This is a genomic window from Pectobacterium aroidearum (assembly GCF_041228105.1).
Lineage (GTDB): Bacteria > Pseudomonadota > Gammaproteobacteria > Enterobacterales > Enterobacteriaceae > Pectobacterium > Pectobacterium aroidearum.
The window spans coordinates 1,226,246-1,249,750 of sequence record NZ_CP166097.1; the positions used below are offsets into that span (position 1 = coordinate 1,226,246).

Genomic DNA, 23,505 nt, shown 5'->3' on the forward strand with positions numbered 1-23,505 from the left:
ATAATCTCTTCCATTCGTGTCGCGCTGGCGGCCTGTCTTACGTTGAGCATGAGATATGTTTGAAAATTTAACCGATCGACTCTCGCGCACATTGCGCAACATCAGTGGCCGCGGGCGGTTGACTGAAGACAACATAAAAGAAACGCTGCGTGAAGTGCGTATGGCATTGCTGGAAGCCGACGTCGCGTTACCCGTGGTGCGTGATTTTATCAATCGCGTGAAAGAACGTGCCGTCGGGCATGAAGTTAATAAAAGTCTGACGCCAGGCCAAGAGTTCGTCAAAATTGTTAAGAATGAACTCGTCAGCGCCATGGGTGAAATCAATGCCGAGCTGAATCTTGCTGCGCAGCCGCCAGCAGTTGTTTTGATGGCGGGTCTGCAAGGTGCGGGTAAAACAACCAGCGTGGGTAAGCTGGGTAAATTCCTGCGTGAAAAGCAGAAGAAAAAAGTGCTGGTCGTTTCTGCCGACGTTTATCGTCCTGCGGCGATTAAGCAATTGGAAACGCTGGCAGAGCAGGTTGGGGTCGATTTTTTCCCGTCAGACGTGCAGGAAAAGCCGCTTGCTATTGTAGAACGAGCCTTACAACACGCTAAGCTGAAATTCTACGATGTATTGTTGGTGGATACCGCGGGTCGTCTCCACGTTGACGACGCGATGATGGACGAGATCAAACAGGTTCACGCGGCGATTAAGCCAGTTGAAACGCTGTTTGTTGTTGATGCCATGACAGGGCAGGATGCGGCGAATACGGCGAAAGCCTTTAATGAAGCGCTGCCGCTGACTGGTGTGATCCTCACCAAAATTGATGGCGATGCTCGCGGCGGTGCGGCGTTGTCTATTCGTCATATTACCGGCAAGCCGATTAAATTCCTCGGTGTCGGTGAGAAAACCGAAGCGCTGGAGCCGTTTTACCCTGAGCGTGTGGCATCGCGCATTCTCGGCATGGGCGATGTGCTTTCACTGATTGAAGATATTGAAAGCAAGGTCGACCGTACACAGGCAGAGAAGTTAGCGAAGAAGCTTAAGAAGGGAGATGGGTTTGATTTGACCGATTTTCTGGATCAGCTCAAGCAGATGCGCAATATGGGCGGCATGGCGAGCATGATGAGCAAAATGCCCGGTATGGGCCAATTGCCTGATAATGTGAAATCGCAAATGGATGACAAGGTGCTGGTACGTATGGAAGCGATCATTAATTCAATGACGCATCAGGAACGTGCCAAACCTGAGATCATCAAAGGATCGCGCAAACGTCGTATCGCGATGGGCTCTGGCATGCAGGTGCAGGATGTAAACCGTCTTCTGAAACAGTTCGATGATATGCAGCGAATGATGAAGAAGATGAAAAACGGCGGCCTGGCGAAAATGATGCGCGGTATGAAAGGGATGATGCCACCAGGATTCCCGGGGCGTTAACCACCGAAACCGATGGTGCAGAGAAACTCTTGGCGAGATTACACGCTTTAGATTGCTTTTTGCGCCAAAATGAGTAAAATTTTCGGGCTTTTTATATGACATACTGGGCTCCGTTCCTCGATGGGGCCCAGTTGTTTTATTCACTAAAGAGGATGTTATGGTAACAATTCGTTTGGCACGTGGCGGCGCTAAAAAACGCCCTTTCTATCAAGTAGTCGTGACCGACAGCCGCAATGCGCGTGATGGTCGTTTCATCGAGCGCGTAGGTTTCTTCAACCCAATCGCAGCTGGTCAAGCAGAAGCCCTGCGTCTGGATCTGGACCGTATCGAGCATTGGCTTGGTCTGGGTGCAACTGTGTCTGATCGCGTATCTTCGCTGATCAAAGACGCTAAAAAAGCAGCATAATCTGTTGCGGTGGTGATAATGAGCAATCAACTCAGCCCAAAGCCTCCCGTTAACCCGATTGTGATGGGGAAAATTGGATCGGCGTATGGCATCCGAGGTTGGCTCAGAGTGTTTTCATCCACCGAAGATGCCGAGAGCATTTTTGATTATCAGCCTTGGTTCATCCAGAGCAAAAGCGGTTGGCAGCTTGTCGAGATTGAAGGCTGGAAGTATCACAATCAGGATCTGATCATTAAAGTGAAAGGTACTGATGACCGTGATGCGGCTAATTTACTGACTAATTGCGAAATTGTCGTAGATTCGTCACAACTGCCCGATCTGGGCGAAGGTGATTATTACTGGAAGGATCTTATGGGCTGTCAGGTCGTGACCGTAACCGGTTATGAGTTGGGTAAAGTCATCGATATGATGGAAACCGGCTCAAACGATGTGATGGTGATAAAAGCCAACCTGAAAGATGCCTTCGGAGTCAAGGAACGGCTGGTTCCGTTCCTCACTGAACAGGTTGTTAAGCGCGTCGACCTTTCTACTCAAACTATTGAAGTAGATTGGGATCCTGGTTTTTGAGCTCTGAATCGACCAGTAGTACCCAGCGGAACGAGACTATGTGGATTGGGGTGATTAGCCTGTTTCCAGAGATGTTCCGGGCAATTACTGATTACGGAGTCACTGGCCGGGCAGTAAAAAATGGCCTGCTGAACGTACAGTATTGGAGTCCTCGTGATTTCACTTACGATCGGCATCGCACCGTGGACGACCGGCCTTACGGCGGCGGCCCCGGAATGCTGATGATGGTGCAACCTTTACGGGATGCGATCCACGCAGCAAAAGCAGCGGCAGGCGAAGGCGCGAGAGTGATTTATTTATCACCTCAGGGCCGTAAATTAGATCAGCAAGGCGTACGTCAACTCGCTACGAACCAGAAGATGATTCTGGTCTGTGGACGGTACGAGGGGATTGATGAGCGCGTAATTAAAACCGAAATCGATGAAGAATGGTCGATAGGGGATTACGTACTCAGCGGTGGGGAACTGCCAGCGATGACCCTGATTGACTCCGTTGCCCGCTTTATACCGGGTGTACTGGGGCATCAGGCTTCAGCAGAAGAAGATTCTTTTGCCGATGGGTTGCTGGACTGTCCTCATTTCACTCGCCCTGAAATACTTGAGGGCATGGAAGTTCCGGCAGTATTACTGTCTGGCAACCATGCGGAAATACGTCGCTGGCGATTGAAGCAGTCGCTGGGCCGAACCTGGCTTAGAAGACCTGAACTTCTGAAAAGCCTAGCTCTGACTGACGAGCAAACAAGGTTGCTGGCTGAATTCCAACGCGAATATCAGTCTGAGCAACAAGAGTATTAGGTGGTTACGCCCGTTTACCGTGCGAACCCAACTATCAGTTTACCTAGGGTAAGAGACATATTATGAGCAACATTATTAAGCAAATCGAAGACGAACAAATGAAGCAGGACGTACCTGCATTTCGTCCGGGTGATACCGTAGAAGTGAAGGTATGGGTTGTTGAAGGTAGCAAAAAACGTCTGCAGGCATTCGAGGGCGTGGTTATCGCTATTCGTAACCGCGGTCTGCATTCTGCATTCACTGTTCGCAAAATTTCTAACGGCGAAGGCGTGGAGCGTGTATTCCAGACTCACTCTCCAGTAGTTGACAGCATCGCTGTTAAACGTCGTGGTGCCGTGCGTAAAGCCAAACTGTACTACCTGCGTGAGCGTACTGGTAAGTCTGCTCGTATCAAAGAGCGTCTTAACTAAGATAGCGCTTTCGCAACATCCGAAAGTTGTTATTTTTCAAAGGCCTAGCATAATAGCTAGGCTTTTTTTTATTTAAATGGCGGCAGATATTTTGGTGAAATGTTTTATTGAATAGAAAAATACCATTGTTCGGCTTGCTACAAGTGATCTGTTGGTTGACTGGTGATAAGATATTTCTGAATGTAACTTATGATGGATTAAAAATGAAAAGAATATTAGGGATTAGTCTGATCGTATTATCTTTGGTTGGGTGTAACGAACCCAAAATAGATGCATCTACTAATGACAGTATGAAAGCATCCATTTCCAAAGTTCGTGAATCACTTCCTGAAAGTAAGCGCAGTCAGTTTGATGAGGCTTTGAAGGTAGCCGTTTTCAGCCAAATTAATTTTAAAGAGCTCATGCAGGCAGGGATGACTAACAATTCATCGGTGATTGAAGAGAAAATGAAACAGTCACTGAATGGTAAAACTGGCGAGCAAATTATTTCTTACGCAGCAACACTCAAACTAGAAAGAGAAGCAAAAGAAAAAGAGCAAGCTGTTCAGGAAATAAAAGAACTTGAAGAGAAAAAGAGTTCTTCTATAACAAGCTTAGAATCAATGAAATCGTTCAAAGTTGTACGGTCACGTTTCCGCATGGAGAAACAGAAATATGGTTCAGATCAACCAATTGTTTCACTAAGCATCGAAAATAACACAGGAAAAGCAATATCCAGAGCTTATTTTAAAGGTGTTATCGCTAGCCCGGATCGTGAAGTTCCATGGTTCAGTGACGCTTTTAATTATCAGATATCCGGAGGCCTCGAGCCGGGAGAGAAAGCTGATTGGGAGCTTGCCCCCAACAAGTTTTCTAGCTGGGGAAAGGTAAGTGCGCCAGCTGATGCCATTTTCACAGTAAGTGTGATTAGGCTTGATGGAGCTGACGGCAACCCTATTTTGGGGGATGTAAATTTCACTGAAAAAGATCAAAAGCGTCTTGATGAGCTTAAGAATAAATACATACCGTAGGATTCATCATTTATAGAATCAGACCACGCTAAGTGGTCTGGTTTTCTTTGCGCAAAAAGTTCTATATGAAAACTTAACCCCAAATCTCCTCTTGGCTTTACCGCTTAGAATGTGGAAGAACGGTGTATCCGAGAAACGGTTCATCTAATAAAAATTCATCTGCAAAAATCGCTGAATGTGACCTGCAAGTTTTCTGGTGCTAGGATATTTCTGGATGTAATATTTCGCATCTACATTATTAAAAACTAAAGGAAGAGCTAATCTATATGCGCAAATTATTATTCATTCCTCTCTTTTTTTCCTCGTTTATGGCAGCAGCTGGTTTTATCCACCCTATGGATTTTGATAACTCCGAAGCTCAGAAAAATGAAGTTATTGAGTTTATAAAAGAGACGGTGAAGCAGGATTACTGCGAGAGTGGTTTTGATATGTGTCAGGAAAGTATGTTGCGTATGATGGAGAAGGAAAACCTCAACGCCTTTAAGCTTGCCACTAAAGCTAAAGATAGAAAAATAATGGATAAGGTCATAGAGGATTACTGTGAAAGCGGCTTTGACATGTGCAATTACAGTAACATTTATATGATGTACAAAGAAAATCTTAAGGCGAGCAAACAGTCCCTTGAGTGGTAGCTCCCCTCTCTGAGCGATACCAGGCACTATTATGACAGTAAAAAGCCCACCATGTCGGTGGGCTTTGCTTTCCCTGGCGCGATCGTTATTGTTTGAACTTCAGTACCATGATGACATTAGACATGGTTATTTTATAAACGTTTATACAGATCAATTTTCCAATATTGATCGGTTACGGCGATCGAAGTGTTGTGTTGATACTGTCTGTATCCTGCTCAATACGGCTTACTAGCGATGACCGTTGGGTACATGTGCATACGATCGTTAATAAACTGAATACTAGTGAATCCAGCCTGTTCTAACTGCGATTGCGTTTGTTTGTGGGTACGGAACGCTGTCCAGGTTGCCCCAATAATGCGTGAGAAAAGGACATATTGAAGCGCCAGCAATTTCGGTTCGGCGTTTGTCCACGGAGAGTCTTGCGATTGCGTAGGAGGCGGTGTCATAAAGCTGGTTATCAACGTGCCTCCCGGTTTCAGCCCAGAATAGAACACGCGGTAAAGTTCGGTTACTTTGTCATCATCTTGCTCATAAACATTGAGTCCGTTGCTGGTAATCACATCAGCTTGGGCGGCCAAATCAATTTCCCAGGCATCTGCAAGCACCAACGATATCTGGTTTTCCAGTCCTTGCTGACTGGCAAGTTTGTAAGCTTCTTCCAGAGCCTGTCTATCCAGGTCGATCCCGATGATTTTTACATCTTGATGTTGCGTATAGTTCAGCAGCAATAAGTCAGCCATGACGCCACAGGGGACGGACACCATAACGGCATTCGGCCGTAAGCGTTCTTGAAGCAGGCGTTGGAAAATACTGAACCGTTCGCGTGTCGCCAAAACATTGGGGAGTTGTGTGTAGATGATTTCTTCGAGTGGATTCACATAGTGAGTTGGCTGATGTGTTATTACATTATGCGTCCAGTACGCATTTAGCCCATGATGTTTTAGTAGAAATCGGCCTAATTCAAGGTGAGAGAAGGCGTCCAGTATCGCCAATTGCTCCTCTACGGAAATACCGGGATGGTCGCCGGATTCGATAATTCTGCTCTTTACCGCCGCGACTCGTTCATCATGGCTTTCCTGCGATGAATCTGCGTGTGATAAGAGCCTTGAGTTGCTATTCAGAGACGCGTTATGAGGCTTGTGTGAACCGGACATATGAGCACTCCATAATATCAATCGCGATCAGGAATCATGGAATTCACTATCAGTGAGATATGATCCTTTCGTTATCCCAGCATTAGGTTTTTAATAACCTAATGTGATTATTTTCTTTGGCGATAATAGCGGAGAGGTATGTCTGGCGTATTTATTTGCGAGTACAAAAGTGAGTAGAATTGTTACCAGATGCAATGGTTCATAGTTTTCTATTTAATGTACTGATAATTATGGTAATTACCCTTTTAGGGAGGGTTAAGGCAGGTTCTGTTGCCAGTGGGTTCGTAGCATTTCCGCATTCTCTACGCCATCGCAGCTGGCGGGAAAATTCTTTCCTGCTTTTCCCCATTCTTCCATGTTATCTGTACCGCAAAAAGCCGACTGTCCGGCCTGATAACCTCTTAAGTAAGTTTCACGGTCGATCTGCGGATTACCAAACCATTCCTGTAAGGTGCTATCGTCTTTTACGACCATGCCAGATATTGCATCCTGATAACCCGCCTCGTACCAGAACCCTGACTCACTTTTAGCAGGTAACGAGGGAATGTTGCTTTTGCATGCTGTCATTAAAAGAATTACAGCCAAGATATAACTGTATTTCATCATCAAATCTTCAATGTTTCGGCCATTGGCCCGAAAGAGCATTCCATCAGGCAATGCCCAGTTTTTCTTTCAGTAACCTGAGATAGCGGCGACTGACGGGGATGTGTTTTCCCGTATGCGTCAATACTTCTGCTGCGCCGTTCTCCATTAACTGGATTTCTTTCAGTTGCTCCGTGTTAACCATATATTGACGGTGGCAACGGACGAAAGGCGTTTTTTCTTCCAGCGTTTTCAGTGAAAGTTGGGTATAGCCGGACTGGCTGACGCCCACGACATGCACGCCGCTGAGTTCTGAACAAAGATACTCGACTTCCTCAATCTTGAGCAAAAAAATACGGTTGTGTCCGTTACAGGGAATATGGCGGAGCAAGGGTTCGGAAATTACCTGTACGTTTTTATTTACACTGGTGCCGCGCCGTAAACGATTTAGCGTTTTGCCTAGTCGCTGTGCATCCAGTGGTTTCAGTAAATAGTCAAAAGCATGCTCTTCAAATGCCCTCACTGCGTATTCGTCATAGGCTGTCACGAAGACGACATAAGGCATATTTTCTGGATCCAACATGGCAACCAGCTCTAATCCGCTGACCTTTGGCATCTGTATATCCAGAAAAATGACATCCGGTTGCAGCCGGTGAATCGCGGGTATTGCCTCCAGCGCATTGCTGCACTGTGCAATGATGGTGATATCAGATTCATTTTCCAGTAGCAGGCTGAGCTCTTCACGTGCCAGCTGTTCGTCATCGATGATTATCGCTTTCAGCATCCTTCCCCCTTGTTGGCGTGATTCTATCATTATTCACGCTGGAGATAGGCATGGTTGTGTTGGGAAGTGATAGGGCATGCAGATATTGTTTTTTTGACAATATTTAGGGTGGTAATTTTTTATTTACACTAAGTGGATTGAAATCTTTACGGTTCGTGTTATGGTGTAAACATCACGCGTAGGTTGTGCAGTTAATCAGTTGTGCAGACAGTCGCGAACATACCGAACTTTTCAGGAATGGGATCATGCAAAAAGATTCACTTAACAATATTAATATCAGTGCAGAACAGATTTTGATTACTCCCGATGAATTGAAAGCCAAGTTTCCGCTTAACGATGCGGAACAGCGTGATATTGCGCAAGCGAGAGCAACCATCGCGGATATCATTCATGGTCGCGATGACCGACTGTTGATCGTCTGCGGGCCTTGCTCGATTCATGACACGGATGCTGCATTGGAGTACGCACGCCGCCTGCAGTCACTTGCCGCTGAATTAAACGATCGCCTCTACATCGTGATGCGTGTTTATTTTGAAAAACCGCGTACCACCGTGGGCTGGAAAGGGCTTATTAACGATCCGTTCATGGATGGTTCATTTGATGTGGAATCAGGGTTGCACATCGCGCGCGGCCTGCTGCTGGAACTGGTGAATATGGGGCTGCCATTGGCGACCGAAGCACTTGATCCGAACAGCCCGCAGTACCTGGGCGATTTATTCAGCTGGTCAGCTATCGGCGCACGTACAACGGAATCACAAACGCACCGTGAGATGGCCTCCGGCCTGTCCATGCCTGTTGGGTTCAAAAACGGTACGGATGGCAGCCTGGGAACGGCGATCAACGCGATGAGAGCTGCCGCCATGCCACATCGCTTTGTTGGTATCAATCAAACCGGTCAGGTCTGTCTGCTGCAAACGCAGGGGAACATTGATGGCCACGTGATCCTGCGCGGCGGTAAAAAACCAAATTACAGTGCGCAGGATGTCGCTGAATGTGAAAAACAGATGCAGGATGCGGGACTGAAACCTGCGCTGATGATAGATTGTAGTCACGGTAATTCGAATAAAGACTACCGCCGTCAGCCACTTGTTGTTGAATCTGCGATTGAACAAATTAAGGCGGGAAATCGTTCCATTATAGGATTGATGCTGGAAAGCCACCTTAACGAGGGGAGCCAGTCTTCAGAACAGCCGCGTTCAGATATGCGCTACGGTGTATCAGTCACGGATGCCTGTATCAGTTGGGAAAGTACAGAAGCGCTGCTGCGTTCCGTTCATCAAGAGCTGAGTGCTGCGCGTGTGAAACATTCAGGAGAGTAACAAAATATGGTAGCTGAACTGACCGCATTACGTGATCAGATAGATGAGGTAGATAAGGAGCTTGTCGCGCTGTTATCACGTCGGTTGCGTTTGGTGGCGGAAGTGGGCGAAGTGAAAAGCCGCTATGGTTTGCCTATTTATGCGCCCGATCGTGAAGCGGCCATGCTCAGCTCACGCCGTAAAGAAGCGGAGTCGATGGGGGTTCCACCGGATCTCATCGAGGATATCCTGCGGCGTACAATGCGCGAATCCTATACCAGCGAAAATGACAAAGGCTTTAAAACGCTGTGTCCGCAGTTGCGCCCAGTCGTCATCATTGGTGGCCGTGGTCAAATGGGCAATCTGTTTGAAAAAATGCTGACGTTGTCGGGCTATCAGGTGAGGATTCTGGAGCAAGATGACTGGCCGCACGCGGATGAACTCCTGTCTGACGCTGGTATGGTGATTGTTAGCGTGCCGATTCACGTGACTGAGCAGGTTATTGCTCGTCTGCCAGCTTTGCCGGATGACTGTATTTTGGTTGATCTGGCATCGGTAAAAAATGGCCCGCTTCAAGCGATGCTGGCGGCGCATAGTGGTCCGGTACTGGGGCTGCACCCTATGTTCGGGCCAGACAGCGGTAGCCTTGCCAAGCAGGTCGTTGTCTATTGCGATGGTCGTCAGCCGGAAGCTTACCAGTGGCTGCTGGAACAGATTCAGGTATGGGGCGCGCGTCTGCACCGCATTAGCGCGGTTGAACACGATCAGAACATGATGTTCATTCAGGCGCTGCGTCACTTTGCGACATTCGCCTATGGCCTGCATTTAGCGGAAGAGAATGTGCAGATTGAGCAGCTACTCGCCCTGTCATCGCCGATTTATCGTCTGGAGTTGATCATGGTTGGGCGGTTGTTTGCACAGGACCCGCAGCTTTATGCCGACATTATTATGTCTTCAGAGGATAATCTGGCGTTGATTAAGCGTTACTACAAACGCTTTGGCGAAGCGATTACGTTGCTGGAACAGACGGATAAAGCCGAGTTTATTAACAGTTTCAAGAAAGTCGAACACTGGTTTGGCGATTATGCCAAACGCTTCCAGGCGGAGAGCAGGGTGCTTTTGCGTCAGGCAAACGATATTCGTCAGTAAGTACGTTTGCGCTTCAGACTGTGTTTGATATTTGAATTGTGTTCGAGAGGCCATCCCGGCGAGTAGCCGGGATGGCTTTTTCCATTATTTGTTTACACCGACTATTCGTTCACATCGACGGGTACGACGTTTTCACTAGGATAACAGCCTAGCACCTTTAACGAGCGGGTGATGGGGGCTAATCCTTTTAGCGCTTTCTGCATAGCATCGCTGCGCAGGTTCGCCTGCACATCAAGATAGAACATCTCTTCCCACGGGTTACCGTTGATCGGTCTGGATTCCAGCTTGGTCATTACAATGCCGTTATCACGCAATACCAGGAGTGCTTCCACCAGTGCACCGGACTGTTGACCGGTTGCCATAATCAGCGTGGTTTTTGCCGGCACTTGTTCTGTTACTTCAATGGGTTTACGCGCTAATACAATGAAGCGAGTGATGTTTTGTGACTGATTGGCCAGATCGTGTTCCAGCACCTGTAGCTGATAAAGCTGACCACCGGCTTCGCTGCCGAGTGCCGCTGCTTTTGGTGAGTTGAGCGCCGCGACTTTTTCCATCGCCGCAGCAGTGCTCTCACAATATTCAATCTTCCAGTGCGGAAAACGATTGATGAAATGGCTGCATTGCTGGAACGGTTGCGGGTGGCTGTAAACCGTTTCGATTTGTGCCAGTGACGTCTCTGTGGCGACCAGAACACAATGGTTTATCGGGTTGGTTAATTCGCCGACGATGGATAATCCCGTGTGCTGCAGCAAGTCATAGACGTCGTTGATTGAACCGGAACTGGTATTTTCAATCGGCAGAACGGCATAGTCCGCTTGCCCAGTTTCCACCATATTGAAGATGTCCTGGAACTTCTGGCAGCCGCATTCAATGAGTTGTTCGAAGTGTCGAGCGGCATATTGGCGGGCAGCAAGATGGGAATAAGATCCTTTCGGCCCGAGAAACGCAATACGGGCAGAGTGTGACGTTGTTTGGTTGAGGTGGTGCTGTAAGAGAGCCTGCTGTGTCAGTACTGAATCTTCAATAATGAGCTGAAATAAGCGGGTAATATAGTGACCATCAAGATGATGCTTTTTCCCTGCGGCTGTCAGCTTGTCCAGCAAATCACGTTCACGCTCTTTGTCACGGATGGGGCGATGCGAATGTAATTTGCTGCGAGCAACGTCCAGCGCCAGTTCTCGTCTTTGTGCCAGCAATTCAATTAATTGCAGATCCAATGCGCTGATGCGTTCTCGCAGTGCGAGTAATGGATTGTCTGTCATGATGCTATTACCTGCCTTATGTTCTTATATAAAAAAAGCCTCCCGGTCAGGAGGCTTTTTTGTTCGTCTTCGTATTCTTGCTCTTACGACGAATCGCCTCCCAAATCAGGGGAAGGTGAAAAAGAATACGAAGAAGAACAGTTTATTGGTCATGTGTGCTCGGTTAGTCAGGAAAACCCAAATTCTTAACAGGTAAGGTAACTGTTGGCTTTTCATCCTGTCAATACAAAATCGCCACGTGCAATGTTAAACCATGTATCGTGCTGGCGCTTTAGGGCGTAGGTTACGGGCGAGTAGAATGCAGAAACGCGCCCTCAGGCGCGTTATATTGAGGTAAAGGGAGTAAATTACTCTTCTTGAGTTGGCTGGAGATTGGCTTCTTTGACGCTAGCTACCGCACGTCTGGCTTCGCCTTTATGCTGGAGTTTGTCCAACTGACGTTCGAGTTTGGTAATTAGCTCATTGATAGCGGCATACATATCATCATGTTTGGCGCTGGCAACCAGCGGACCATTTGGCGTACTGATAGTGGCATCGGCCACAAAACCCTGAGGCTCTTTTGACAGAATAATATGCGGGTTAATCAGCTGGGTTTGCCACTTATCCAGCTTGGAAAGACGGTCTTCGACATGTTGACGAATTGCGGGGGTGATATCCATTTGCTTACTGGTAATATTAATAGTCATATAAACTTACCTCTCTGCCTATGTCCGTCTTGGATGATTCCAGCATACCGCGAGTTGTGGCAAAAAGCGTGATATTGATCGCTTTTTTTCGTCACTTTTTGTCAAGAAAACGCGATTTGTGAGACATCATCGGGAATCGAAGGGAAGTGCTTGAGGGGGCATTCGGCCTGTGCCATTATTGACAGGATGTGTTGATGTTACCGCGCTGTTGTTGACTCCTACCAAGCTGTTTTTTCTGCATCATCGATGCATAGCGAACCGATAAAACCATAAAAAAACGGCAACCGAAGCTGCCGTCTCATTATTGTGTGTGGCTTATCGTTTATGCCGGGTTCGCGGCAATAACTTTTGCGACTTTGTCTGCCTGTGCGGCCAGTTGCAGTTCACGATAGGCATTTTCCATCAACGGCAGGGCAGTTTTTGTTGCCTGAGTATCAGGGTAATCACGTAGCATTTGCTCAACGCGATTAACTACTGCCACATAAGCGCCGCGTTTCGTGTAGTATTGCGCGACAGAAAGCTCATACTTGGCCAGACGCTCTTTAAGGTAAACCAAACGCTTGTTTGCGTCGGTGGCGTATTGGCTGTTCGGATATCCCTGAATGAGCTTGCTGAAATCCCGGAAAGCGGTGCGGGCATACTGCGGATCGCGATCGGAACGATCGACGCCGAAGAAGCCTTGTAACGCGCTATCATCCAGCGCCATGTCGGTAAGGCCGCGCATGTACAGGACATAATCCACGTTTGGATGGGTCGGGTTGAGTCGCAGGAAGCGGTCAATAGAAGCTTGAGCCAATGGCAGCTCTGCGGATTTGTAATAGGCGTAGATCAAATCCAACTGCACTTGCTGCGAATAGGGACCAAACGGATACCGGTTATCCAGTGCTTCCAACTGCGTGATGGCTGCTTTAAAGTTGCCGTCCTGCAGTTTTTGTTGAGCATTGGCATAGATTTCAGATGGCGGACTATCAGGAACCGCATCTTTGGAATTGCTGGAGCAACCAGCCAGCGCCAGGCTCAACGTGGCGGCAGCCACCAGATATTTCATACGCGTCATGACGTTTTGATTATCCTCAGAATGTTATTCCGGGAGACTGTCCGTTAAGCTCCCGATTTAGACCAGCTACAATAGTACATTATTTTAAACGGCGTCGCCGTCAAAACCCAACGTTAACGAAGAAGCTGCATAATATGGCACAACAAGTACAACTCACCGCAACGGTGGCCGAATCTCAACTCGGACAACGTTTAGATCAGGCTTTGGCCGAATTGTTCCCTGATTATTCACGATCCCGCATAAAAGAGTGGATTCTTGAGAATCGGGTACAGATTAACGGCAATGTCACCAATAAGCCAAAAGAGAAAGTACTTGGCGGCGAATCGGTAGCGATTGATGCATTGATTGAAGAAGAAGCCCGCTGGGAAGCACAGGATATCAAGCTGGATATCGTGTATGAAGATCAGGATATTCTGGTCATCAACAAACCCAGAGATCTGGTGGTTCACCCCGGAGCGGGTAACCCGGATGGCACGGTATTGAATGCCTTGTTGCATCATTATCCTGAGATTGTCGATGTGCCTCGTGCCGGAATTGTGCACCGACTGGATAAAGATACGACGGGGCTCATGGTGGTCGCGAAAACCGTACCAGCACAGACGCGTTTGGTTGAGGCGCTACAGGCGCGCGAAATTACCCGTGAGTATGAAGCCGTTGCGATTGGCTCGATGACGGCAGGCGGCATGGTCGATCAACCTATCGCCCGCCATTCAACCAAACGTACTCATATGGCAGTGCACCCAATGGGTAAGCCTGCTGTAACACATTATCGCATCATGGAACATTTCCGTGCGCATACCCGTTTGCGGTTGCGTCTGGAAACGGGGCGCACCCATCAGATTCGTGTGCATATGGCGCACATTAATCATCCCCTGGTTGGCGATCAGCTATACGGCGGTCGTCCTCGTCCACCAAGAGGCGCTTCGGAAGCGTTCATTGAGACGCTGCGTGGTTTCGACCGTCAGGCGCTGCATGCCACCATGTTGCGTTTCTACCATCCGATTACCGGCATTCACATGGAATGGCATGCGGAATTGCCGCAGGATATGGTTGATCTGATTGATGCGCTGAAAGCCGATACCGAAGAATTTAAAGATCAGCTCGACTGGTAATGTATTCAATACGATAAGTGCCGATTTATAGAGGTGACGGACTATGCTGATATACCCCGACTGGCCTTTACCAGAAAGTGTGAAATCTTGTAGTACGACGCGTATTGGTGGGCATAGTGTTGCACCTTATGACTCTTTGAATTTGGGCAACCATGTGAGCGATGAGCCTGTACACGTTACCGCAAATCGGCAAACACTGGTGGAGATGGCTGGCCTCCCAGCCATGCCGCATTGGTTGGAACAAGTTCATGGCACCGATGTAATTCGTATTAGCGAGGAGTCCCCCACATCTGTTTGCGGTGATGCGGCTTATACGGATAAGAAAGGGCAGGTCTGTGCGGTGATGACGGCGGACTGTTTACCCGTGCTTTTTTGTGCAAGCAACGGCGATGAAGTGGCTGCTGCGCATGCTGGTTGGCGGGGATTACACGCGGGTGTGCTGGAAGAAACGTTAGCCTGTTTCCGTGCGCAGCCTGCGCAGATCATGGCGTGGCTGGGGCCCGCTATCGGGCCTGATGCTTTTGAAGTTGGCCCTGAAGTGAGAGACGCATTTATTCAGCATGATTCAGCAGCGGCTTCTGCATTTCGGCCTGAAGGAAATAAATTTTTTGCCGATATCTACCAACTGGCAAGACTGCGTTTACGCGCCGCAGGGGTAACGCAAATTTTTGGTGGAAACGCCTGTACTGTGAGCGAACCTCACAAATTTTTCTCTTATCGGCGTGATGGCGTGACTGGCCGTATGGCAAGTTTAATCTGGCTGATATAACCTATTGAATTAAGACGGTCCAGGACAAGTAACGTTTAAATCCTGTCACGACTGGCAAAATAACCTTGAAATTTTTGAGGGATGACCTCATTTAATCTCCAGTAGCAATTTTGACCAGTGTATGGGAGGAGTTATGCGTCTGGATCGTCTTACCAACAAATTCCAACTTGCTCTTGCTGATGCTCAGTCTCTCGCCCTTGGGCGTGACCACCAGTTTATTGAACCCCTTCACTTGATGAGCGCTTTGCTTCATCAGGATGGTGGAACTGTTGGCCCACTTCTGACTGTTGCCGGAGCCAATCTTAATCACCTGAAAACCGAAATCGATCAGGCAATCAAGCGTTTGCCTCAGGTTGAAGGTACCGATGGTGATGTCCAACCTTCAAGCGAGTTAGTCCGCGTATTAAATATGTGCGACAAGCTGGCGCAAAAGCGTAACGATACCTTTATCTCTTCGGAACTTTTCGTGCTCGCTGCGCTGGAGTCTCGCGGCACGTTGGGAGATATATTGAAAAAGGCGGGTGTTACGCAGCAAGGGGTAACAAACGCGATTGATCAAGTGCGAGGAGGGGAGCAAGTGAACGACCAAGGGGCTGAGGATCAGCGCCAGGCATTGAAGAAATTCACAATTGATCTCACGGAACGTGCGGAACAAGGCAAGCTCGATCCTGTGATCGGGCGTGATGAAGAGATTCGCCGCACTATTCAGGTTTTACAGCGTCGGACCAAAAATAACCCGGTATTAATTGGTGAACCCGGTGTGGGTAAAACCGCAATAGTTGAAGGGTTAGCCCAGCGTATCGTTAATGGTGAAGTGCCTGAAGGCTTGAAAAACAAGCGAGTCCTTTCACTGGATATGGGCGCGCTGGTGGCTGGCGCGAAATATCGTGGTGAGTTTGAAGAGCGTTTGAAAGGCGTGCTCAACGATTTGTCTAAGCAGGAAGGCAACGTCATTCTGTTTATTGATGAACTCCACACGATGGTGGGCGCGGGCAAAGCCGATGGCGCTATGGATGCGGGTAATATGCTAAAACCTGCGTTGGCGCGTGGTGAGCTGCACTGCGTCGGGGCGACAACTCTGGATGAGTATCGGCAGTATATTGAAAAAGATGCAGCGCTTGAGCGCCGTTTTCAGAAGGTGTTTGTCGCAGAACCTACCGTTGAGGACACCATTGCCATTCTACGTGGGCTGAAAGAGCGCTATGAATTGCATCACCACGTACAAATTACTGACCCGGCGATTGTGGCGGCGGCCATGCTCTCCCATCGCTATATCGCGGATCGTCAGTTGCCGGATAAGGCGATTGACCTGATTGATGAAGCGGCGTCTAGCATTCGTATTCAGATTGATTCAAAACCAGAGCCTCTCGATCGGCTTGAGCGCCGGATCATCCAGTTAAAGCTGGAGCAACAGGCGCTGAAAAAAGAATCTGATGAAGCTAGCCAAAAACGGCTTGAATTGCTGAGTGCGGAACTAGACCAGAAAGAGCGTGAATATTCCCAGCAAGAAGAAGAGTGGAAAGCAGAAAAAGCGTCACTCACGGGAACACAGAATATTAAGGCGTCCTTAGAGCAGGCGAAAATTGCCCTAGAACAGGCTCGCCGTCAGGGCGATCTGGGGAGAATGTCTGAGCTGCAATACGGCAAAATCCCTGAACTAGAGAAACAACTGGCAGCAGCAACGCAGCAAGAAGGAAAAACGATGCATTTGCTGCGTAATAGAGTAACAGATGTTGAAATTGCTGATGTGCTGGCGCGTTGGACTGGTATTCCTGTTTCTCGCATGCTGGAAAGCGAGAAAGAAAAATTATTGCGCATGGAAGATGAGCTGCATCAGCGTGTGATTGGGCAGAACGAAGCCGTCGAAGCGGTAGCGAACTCTATCCGTCGCAGCCGGGCAGGGCTATCTGACCCTAATCGTCCAATTGGATCGTTCCTGTTCCTTGGTCCAACTGGCGTTGGGAAAACAGAACTTTGTAAAACGCTGGCGACTTTCCTCTTCGACAGTGACGACGCCATGGTGCGTATCGATATGTCTGAGTTTATGGAGAAACACTCGGTTTCACGTTTGGTCGGGGCGCCTCCTGGATATGTCGGTTACGAAGAAGGGGGATATCTGACGGAAGCGGTACGCCGTCGTCCTTATTCGGTCATTTTGCTGGATGAGATCGAAAAAGCCCACCCTGATGTGTTCAACATCTTGCTTCAGGTATTGGATGATGGTCGTCTTACTGATGGTCAGGGCAGAACGGTCGACTTCCGTAATACAGTGGTCATCATGACATCAAACTTGGGGTCTGACCTTATTCAGGAACGTTTTGGTGAGCGCAGTTATACCGAAATGAGAGATATGGTTCTTGAAGTTGTTAGCCACAGCTTCCGTCCTGAATTTATTAACCGTATTGATGAGGTTGTGGTATTCCATCCACTGGGAAGAGCGCACATTACGTCGATCGCAAAAATTCAGCTTCAGAGACTATACAAACGTCTTGAAGAGCGTGGATATAGCGTCACGATTACGGATGCAACTTTAGATATGCTCGGAGAGGTCGGGTTTGATCCTGTCTATGGTGCGCGTCCGCTTAAAAGAGCGATACAGCAACTGATAGAGAACCCACTTGCTCAGCAGATACTTGGGGGAAAATTGATCCCCGGTAAACCGATCACATTAGATGTTGAAGGTGAACAGATAGTCGCACGGCAGTAATCATGTGCGTGAAACGGTAAGCGGCAAACGGGGGCATTCGTTAATGGATACCCCCGTTTTTATATAGTGAGCTCATATTGTATTCACTTTCTGTATGTGAAGTATGCGAAATGGTGTCTTTTGGTTTGTTTTTGAACGGTTGAAAATTATTTTGCATTTAGCGCTTGTCAGGCGGCGAGAAGTCCCTATAATGCGCCTCCACTGACACGGCAACAGCGACTTACGAAGTTGGTGTGACAGAAGAAGATTCAACGAAGGCGGTCAGTAATGACTTGACTTCACAGCGGAAACGCATAATATATGCGGCCCGCGCCACGGAAGATGTGGCACTGCTCTTTAACAATTTAATCAGACAATCTGTGTGGGCACTCACAAGACCGTATCTTAACGATATAAAAAGTCTTGAAGAGTGAACAACAGTAAATTCATTACGAATAAACAGTTACTAATTCTTTGAGCATCGCTGACGAGTTCAGCAAATCAAACAAATCTTAAATTGAAGAGTTTGATCATGGCTCAGATTGAACGCTGGCGGCAGGCCTAACACATGCAAGTCGAGCGGTAGCACAGAGAGCTTGCTCTCGGGTGACGAGCGGCGGACGGGTGAGTAATGTCTGGGAAACTGCCTGATGGAGGGGGATAACTACTGGAAACGGTAGCTAATACCGCATAACGTCTTCGGACCAAAGAGGGGGACCTTCGGGCCTCTTGCCATCAGATGTGCCCAGATGGGATTAGCTAGTAGGTGAGGTAATGGCTCACCTAGGCGACGATCCCTAGCTGGTCTGAGAGGATGACCAGCCACACTGGAACTGAGACACGGTCCAGACTCCTACGGGAGGCAGCAGTGGGGAATATTGCACAATGGGCGCAAGCCTGATGCAGCCATGCCGCGTGTGTGAAGAAGGCCTTCGGGTTGTAAAGCACTTTCAGCGGGGAGGAAGGCGGTGAGATTAATACTCTCACCGATTGACGTTACCCGCAGAAGAAGCACCGGCTAACTCCGTGCCAGCAGCCGCGGTAATACGGAGGGTGCAAGCGTTAATCGGAATGACTGGGCGTAAAGCGCACGCAGGCGGTTTGTTAAGTCAGATGTGAAATCCCCGAGCTTAACTTGGGAACTGCATTTGAAACTGGCAAGCTAGAGTCTTGTAGAGGGGGGTAGAATTCCAGGTGTAGCGGTGAAATGCGTAGAGATCTGGAGGAATACCGGTGGCGAAGGCGGCCCCCTGGACAAAGACTGACGCTCAGGTGCGAAAGCGTGGGGAGCAAACAGGATTAGATACCCTGGTAGTCCACGCTGTAAACGATGTCGATTTGGAGGTTGTGCCCTTGAGGCGTGGCTTCCGGAGCTAACGCGTTAAATCGACCGCCTGGGGAGTACGGCCGCAAGGTTAAAACTCAAATGAATTGACGGGGGCCCGCACAAGCGGTGGAGCATGTGGTTTAATTCGATGCAACGCGAAGAACCTTACCTACTCTTGACATCCAGAGAACTTAGCAGAGATGCTTTGGTGCCTTCGGGAACTCTGAGACAGGTGCTGCATGGCTGTCGTCAGCTCGTGTTGTGAAATGTTGGGTTAAGTCCCGCAACGAGCGCAACCCTTATCCTTTGTTGCCAGCGGTTCGGCCGGGAACTCAAAGGAGACTGCCAGTGATAAACTGGAGGAAGGTGGGGATGACGTCAAGTCATCATGGCCCTTACGAGTAGGGCTACACACGTGCTACAATGGCGTATACAAAGAGAAGCGACCTCGCGAGAGCAAGCGGACCTCATAAAGTACGTCGTAGTCCGGATTGGAGTCTGCAACTCGACTCCATGAAGTCGGAATCGCTAGTAATCGTAGATCAGAATGCTACGGTGAATACGTTCCCGGGCCTTGTACACACCGCCCGTCACACCATGGGAGTGGGTTGCAAAAGAAGTAGGTAGCTTAACCTTCGGGAGGGCGCTTACCACTTTGTGATTCATGACTGGGGTGAAGTCGTAACAAGGTAACCGTAGGGGAACCTGCGGTTGGATCACCTCCTTACCAAGAAGATGTGCGTTAAGTGAAGTGCTCACACAGATTGTCTGATGAAAATAACGAGCAGAAATACCTTAATAGGCTTGTAGCTCAGGTGGTTAGAGCGCACCCCTGATAAGGGTGAGGTCGGTGGTTCAAGTCCACTCAGGCCTACCAACTCTTCCGTGAGTGGTATCTAAGGTATCTGTAAGCAACGATGGGGCTATAGCTCAGCTGGGAGAGCGCCTGCTTTGCACGCAGGAGGTCTGCGGTTCGATCCCGCATAGCTCCACCATTAAAAAGACTTCAGAGCGTATTGGAAACAGTATGCTGCGAAGTATTTTGCTCTTTAACAATCTGGAACAAGCTGAAAATTGAAACATGACAGCTGAACGTGCGTTGATACCTTTGGGTGTCGATGGCGATGCAGTCTGTCAATGAGTCTCTCAAATAATCGCAGCGCGACAGTGACTTTGATTTATCAAAGACACCTTCGGGTTGTGAGGTTAAGCGACTAAGCGTACACGGTGGATGCCTAGGCAGTCAGAGGCGATGAAGGGCGTGCTAATCTGCGATAAGCGTCGGTAAGCTGATATGAAGCGTTATACCCGACGATACCCGAATGGGGAAACCCAGTGTGTTTCGACACACTATCATTATGTGAATACATAGCGTAATGAGGCGAACCGGGGGAACTGAAACATCTCAGTACCCCGAGGAAAAGAAATCAACCGAGATTCCCCCAGTAGCGGCGAGCGAACGGGGAAGAGCCCAGAACCTGAATCAGTTTGTGTGTTAGTGGAAGCGTCTGGAAAGTCGCACAGTAAAGGGTGATAGTCCCGTACACAAAAATGCACAAGTTGTGAGTTCGATGAGTAGGGCGGGACACGTGACATCCTGTCTGAATATGGGGGGACCATCCTCCAAGGCTAAATACTCCTGACTGACCGATAGTGAACCAGTACCGTGAGGGAAAGGCGAAAAGAACCCCGGCGAGGGGAGTGAAATAGAACCTGAAACCGTGTACGTACAAGCAGTGGGAGCATCCTTCGGGGTGTGACTGCGTACCTTTTGTATAATGGGTCAGCGACTTATATTCTGTAGCAAGGTTAACCGAATAGGGGAGCCGCAGGGAAACCGAGTCTTAACTGGGCGTTAAGTTGCAGGGTATAGACCCGAAACCCGGTGATCTAGCCATGGGCAGGTTGAAGGTTGGGTAACACTAACTGGAGGACCGAACCGACTAATGTTGAAAAATTAGCGGATGACTTGTGGCTGGGGGTGAAAGGCCAATCAAACCGGGAGATAGCTGGTTCTCCCCGAAAGCTATTTAGGTAGCGCCTCGTGAACTCATCTTCGGGGGTAGAGCACTGTTTCGGCTAGGGGGTCATCCCGACTTACCAACCCGATGCAAACTACGAATACCGAAGAATGTTATCACGGGAGACACACGGCGGGTGCTAACGTTCGTCGTGAAGAGGGAAACAACCCAGACCGCCAGCTAAGGTCCCAAAGTCATGGTTAAGTGGGAAACGATGTGGGAAGGCATAGACAGCCAGGATGTTGGCTTAGAAGCAGCCATCATTTAAAGAAAGCGTAATAGCTCACTGGTCGAGTCGGCCTGCGCGGAAGATGTAACGGGGCTAAACCATGCACCGAAGCTGCGGCAGCGACACTTAGTGTTGTTGGGTAGGGGAGCGTTCTGTAAGCCTGCGAAGGTGGCCTGTGAGGGTTGCTGGAGGTATCAGAAGTGCGAATGCTGACATAAGTAACGATAATGCGGGTGAAAAACCCGCACGCCGGAAGACCAAGGGTTCCTGTCCAACGTTAATCGGGGCAGGGTGAGTCGACCCCTAAGGCGAGGCTGAAAAGCGTAGTCGATGGGAAACAGGTTAATATTCCTGTACTGGGTGTTACTGCGAAGGGGGGACGGAGAAAGCTAGGTTATCCGGGCGACGGTTGTCCCGGTTTAAGCGTGAAGGTGGGTGACTTTGGTAAATCCGGGTCATCATTAACACTGAGGCGTGATGACGAGTCACTACGGTGATGAAGTAACTGATGCTACGCTTCCAGGAAAAGCCTCTAAGCTCCAGGTAACACCGAATCGTACCCCAAACCGACACAGGTGGTCAGGTAGAGAATACTCAGGCGCTTGAGAGAACTCGGGTGAAGGAACTAGGCAAAATGGTGCCGTAACTTCGGGAGAAGGCACGCTGATGGTAAGTGAAGTGACTTGCTCATGGAGCTGAAATCAGTCGAAGATACCAGCTGGCTGCAACTGTTTAATAAAAACACAGCACTGTGCAAACACGAAAGTGGACGTATACGGTGTGACGCCTGCCCGGTGCCGGAAGGTTAATTGATGGGGTCAGCCGCAAGGCGAAGCTCTTGATCGAAGCCCCGGTAAACGGCGGCCGTAACTATAACGGTCCTAAGGTAGCGAAATTCCTTGTCGGGTAAGTTCCGACCTGCACGAATGGCGTAATGATGGCCAGGCTGTCTCCACCCGAGACTCAGTGAAATTGAACTCGCTGTGAAGATGCAGTGTACCCGCGGCAAGACGGAAAGACCCCGTGAACCTTTACTATAGCTTGACACTGAACCTTGAGCCTTGATGTGTAGGATAGGTGGGAGGCTTTGAAGTGTGGACGCCAGTCTGCATGGAGCCAACCTTGAAATACCACCCTTTAATGTTTGATGTTCTAACGTAGACCCGTAATCCGGGTTGCGGACAGTGTCTGGTGGGTAGTTTGACTGGGGCGGTCTCCTCCCAAAGCGTAACGGAGGAGCACGAAGGTTAGCTAATCCTGGTCGGACATCAGGAGGTTAGTGCAAAGGCATAAGCTAGCTTGACTGCGAGAGTGACAGCTCGAGCAGGTGCGAAAGCAGGTCTTAGTGATCCGGTGGTTCTGAATGGAAGGGCCATCGCTCAACGGATAAAAGGTACTCCGGGGATAACAGGCTGATACCGCCCAAGAGTTCATATCGACGGCGGTGTTTGGCACCTCGATGTCGGCTCATCACATCCTGGGGCTGAAGTAGGTCCCAAGGGTATGGCTGTTCGCCATTTAAAGTGGTACGCGAGCTGGGTTTAGAACGTCGTGAGACAGTTCGGTCCCTATCTGCCGTGGGCGTTGGAAGATTGAGAGGGGTTGCTCCTAGTACGAGAGGACCGGAGTGAACGCACCACTGGTGTACGGGTTGTGATGCCAATTGCATTGCCCGGTAGCTAAGTGCGGAAGAGATAACCGCTGAAAGCATCTAAGCGGGAAACTTGCCTCGAGATGAGTCTTCCCTGGGCACTAGATGCCCCTGAAGGGCCGTTGAAGACGACGACGTAGATAGGCTGGGTGTGTAAGCGTAGCGATACGTTGAGCTAACCAGTACTAATGACCCGAGAGGCTTAACCTTACAACACCGAAGGTGTTTTGTGAGACGACTCATAGAGAACGATATTCAGCTTGTTCAAAGATTGGTTCTGATGGTTACGGAGATGACAAAGAAAAAAGTCATGTTAAGTAACGGTCGGAATAAAACAGAATTTGCCTGGCGGCGATAGCGCGGTGGTCCCACCTGACCCCATGCCGAACTCAGAAGTGAAACGCCGTAGCGCCGATGGTAGTGTGGGGCTTCCCCATGTGAGAGTAGGGAACTGCCAGGCATCAAATTAAGCAGTAAGCCGGAGCAATCTGGTGGTTGTAGA

The 23,505-nt window shown here is 49.0% G+C and carries 18 protein-coding genes, 2 tRNA genes, 3 rRNA genes and 1 other annotated feature; of the genes, 17 read left to right on the forward strand and 6 right to left on the reverse strand.

The annotated features are described in order from the left end of the window. Window positions 1–55: 55 nt before the first annotated feature. The 7 genes from ffh to AB8809_RS05550 all read left to right on the forward strand — a co-directional run bounded on the left by ffh (window position 56) and on the right by AB8809_RS05550 (window position 5,236). Window positions 56–1,417, forward strand: coding sequence for a signal recognition particle protein (gene ffh, locus AB8809_RS05520; protein ID WP_015841364.1), 1,362 nt, complete (start codon window positions 56–58; stop codon window positions 1,415–1,417). A gap of 157 nt (window positions 1,418–1,574) precedes the next feature. After that, entirely contained in the window at window positions 1,575–1,823 is a 249-nt protein-coding gene (rpsP, locus tag AB8809_RS05525; RefSeq protein ID WP_015841363.1) for a 30S ribosomal protein S16, read from the forward strand. An 18-nt stretch (window positions 1,824–1,841) separates the two neighbouring features. Next, window positions 1,842–2,390 (forward strand): ribosome maturation factor RimM, encoded by a 549-nt coding sequence (rimM, locus tag AB8809_RS05530; protein WP_180779587.1) that lies wholly within the window; start codon window positions 1,842–1,844, stop codon window positions 2,388–2,390. A 38-nt stretch (window positions 2,391–2,428) separates the two neighbouring features. Continuing rightward, entirely contained in the window at window positions 2,429–3,184 is a 756-nt protein-coding gene (trmD, locus tag AB8809_RS05535) for a tRNA (guanosine(37)-N1)-methyltransferase TrmD (RefSeq protein ID WP_015841361.1), read from the forward strand. A 62-nt stretch (window positions 3,185–3,246) separates the two neighbouring features. After that, window positions 3,247–3,594, forward strand: coding sequence for a 50S ribosomal protein L19 (rplS, locus tag AB8809_RS05540; protein WP_010285987.1), 348 nt, complete (start codon window positions 3,247–3,249; stop codon window positions 3,592–3,594). A 203-nt stretch (window positions 3,595–3,797) separates the two neighbouring features. After that, the gene (locus AB8809_RS05545; RefSeq protein WP_349856806.1) at window positions 3,798–4,604 is read left to right on the forward strand and encodes a DUF6694 family lipoprotein; all 807 of its coding nucleotides are present in this window, start codon (window positions 3,798–3,800) and stop codon (window positions 4,602–4,604) included. A 266-nt stretch (window positions 4,605–4,870) separates the two neighbouring features. Then, a complete protein-coding gene (locus tag AB8809_RS05550; protein ID WP_014916312.1) occupies window positions 4,871–5,236 on the forward strand; it encodes a hypothetical protein in 366 nt (121 codons plus the stop codon). 215 nt (window positions 5,237–5,451) lie between these two features. Here the strand turns inward: AB8809_RS05550 and AB8809_RS05555 are convergent, their stop codons facing one another. The 3 genes from AB8809_RS05555 to btsR form a co-directional block, all read right to left on the reverse strand. Continuing rightward, a complete protein-coding gene (locus AB8809_RS05555) occupies window positions 5,452–6,390 on the reverse strand; it encodes a class I SAM-dependent methyltransferase (protein WP_349856805.1) in 939 nt (312 codons plus the stop codon). Between the two features lie 255 nt (window positions 6,391–6,645). Then, window positions 6,646–6,996 (reverse strand): DUF2799 domain-containing protein, encoded by a 351-nt coding sequence (locus AB8809_RS05560; protein WP_369987194.1) that lies wholly within the window; start codon window positions 6,994–6,996, stop codon window positions 6,646–6,648. 43 nt (window positions 6,997–7,039) lie between these two features. Continuing rightward, a complete protein-coding gene (btsR, locus tag AB8809_RS05565) occupies window positions 7,040–7,756 on the reverse strand; it encodes a two-component system response regulator BtsR (RefSeq protein ID WP_181830408.1) in 717 nt (238 codons plus the stop codon). Between the two features lie 245 nt (window positions 7,757–8,001). Between btsR and AB8809_RS05570 the strand changes: the two genes are divergently transcribed. Together AB8809_RS05570 and tyrA are read left to right on the forward strand one after the other, a co-directional pair. Beyond that, window positions 8,002–9,075: a 3-deoxy-7-phosphoheptulonate synthase gene (locus AB8809_RS05570; RefSeq protein WP_180779591.1), complete on the forward strand. Its 1,074-nt coding sequence runs from the start codon at window positions 8,002–8,004 to the stop codon at window positions 9,073–9,075. A gap of 6 nt (window positions 9,076–9,081) precedes the next feature. After that, a complete protein-coding gene (tyrA, locus tag AB8809_RS05575; protein WP_181830410.1) occupies window positions 9,082–10,203 on the forward strand; it encodes a bifunctional chorismate mutase/prephenate dehydrogenase in 1,122 nt (373 codons plus the stop codon). Between the two features lie 101 nt (window positions 10,204–10,304). Here the strand turns inward: tyrA and pheA are convergent, their stop codons facing one another. From pheA to bamD, 3 genes are all read right to left on the reverse strand, one after another. Then, window positions 10,305–11,465 carry a bifunctional chorismate mutase/prephenate dehydratase gene (pheA, locus tag AB8809_RS05580; protein WP_015841309.1) on the reverse strand — a complete coding sequence of 387 codons (1,161 nt, stop codon included), beginning with the start codon at window positions 11,463–11,465 and terminating at the stop codon, window positions 10,305–10,307. 28 nt (window positions 11,466–11,493) lie between these two features. Then, window positions 11,494–11,619, reverse strand: a sequence feature (Phe leader region). A 193-nt stretch (window positions 11,620–11,812) separates the two neighbouring features. After that, the gene (gene raiA / locus AB8809_RS05585) at window positions 11,813–12,151 is read right to left on the reverse strand and encodes a ribosome-associated translation inhibitor RaiA (protein ID WP_010285968.1); all 339 of its coding nucleotides are present in this window, start codon (window positions 12,149–12,151) and stop codon (window positions 11,813–11,815) included. Between the two features lie 322 nt (window positions 12,152–12,473). Beyond that, the gene (gene bamD, locus AB8809_RS05590) at window positions 12,474–13,208 is read right to left on the reverse strand and encodes an outer membrane protein assembly factor BamD (RefSeq protein WP_010306171.1); all 735 of its coding nucleotides are present in this window, start codon (window positions 13,206–13,208) and stop codon (window positions 12,474–12,476) included. A 134-nt stretch (window positions 13,209–13,342) separates the two neighbouring features. On the opposite strand from bamD, the gene rluD reads away from it, so the two are divergent. From rluD to rrf, 8 genes are all read left to right on the forward strand, one after another. Then, window positions 13,343–14,320 (forward strand): 23S rRNA pseudouridine(1911/1915/1917) synthase RluD, encoded by a 978-nt coding sequence (rluD, locus tag AB8809_RS05595; RefSeq protein ID WP_015841307.1) that lies wholly within the window; start codon window positions 13,343–13,345, stop codon window positions 14,318–14,320. Window positions 14,321–14,363: 43 nt separating this feature from the next. Next, complete coding sequence (gene yfiH / locus AB8809_RS05600; protein WP_349856804.1) at window positions 14,364–15,089, forward strand: purine nucleoside phosphorylase YfiH; 726 nt, start codon at window positions 14,364–14,366, stop codon at window positions 15,087–15,089. 133 nt (window positions 15,090–15,222) lie between these two features. Continuing rightward, on the forward strand, window positions 15,223–17,796 hold the full coding sequence (gene clpB / locus AB8809_RS05605; RefSeq protein ID WP_349856803.1) for an ATP-dependent chaperone ClpB: 2,574 nt from the start codon (window positions 15,223–15,225) through the stop codon (window positions 17,794–17,796). Between the two features lie 493 nt (window positions 17,797–18,289). Continuing rightward, a 16S ribosomal RNA gene (locus tag AB8809_RS05610) occupies window positions 18,290–19,829 on the forward strand. Window positions 19,830–19,902: 73 nt separating this feature from the next. Further along, a tRNA-Ile gene (locus AB8809_RS05615) sits at window positions 19,903–19,979 on the forward strand. A gap of 42 nt (window positions 19,980–20,021) precedes the next feature. Next, window positions 20,022–20,097 (forward strand) — tRNA-Ala (locus AB8809_RS05620). A 209-nt stretch (window positions 20,098–20,306) separates the two neighbouring features. After that, window positions 20,307–23,213 (forward strand): 23S ribosomal RNA (locus AB8809_RS05625). A 134-nt stretch (window positions 23,214–23,347) separates the two neighbouring features. Next, window positions 23,348–23,463: ribosomal RNA gene (rrf, locus tag AB8809_RS05630) — 5S ribosomal RNA — on the forward strand. The 16S, 23S and 5S rRNA genes sit together here with 2 tRNA genes alongside, the layout of an rRNA operon. Window positions 23,464–23,505 lie beyond the last annotated feature (42 nt).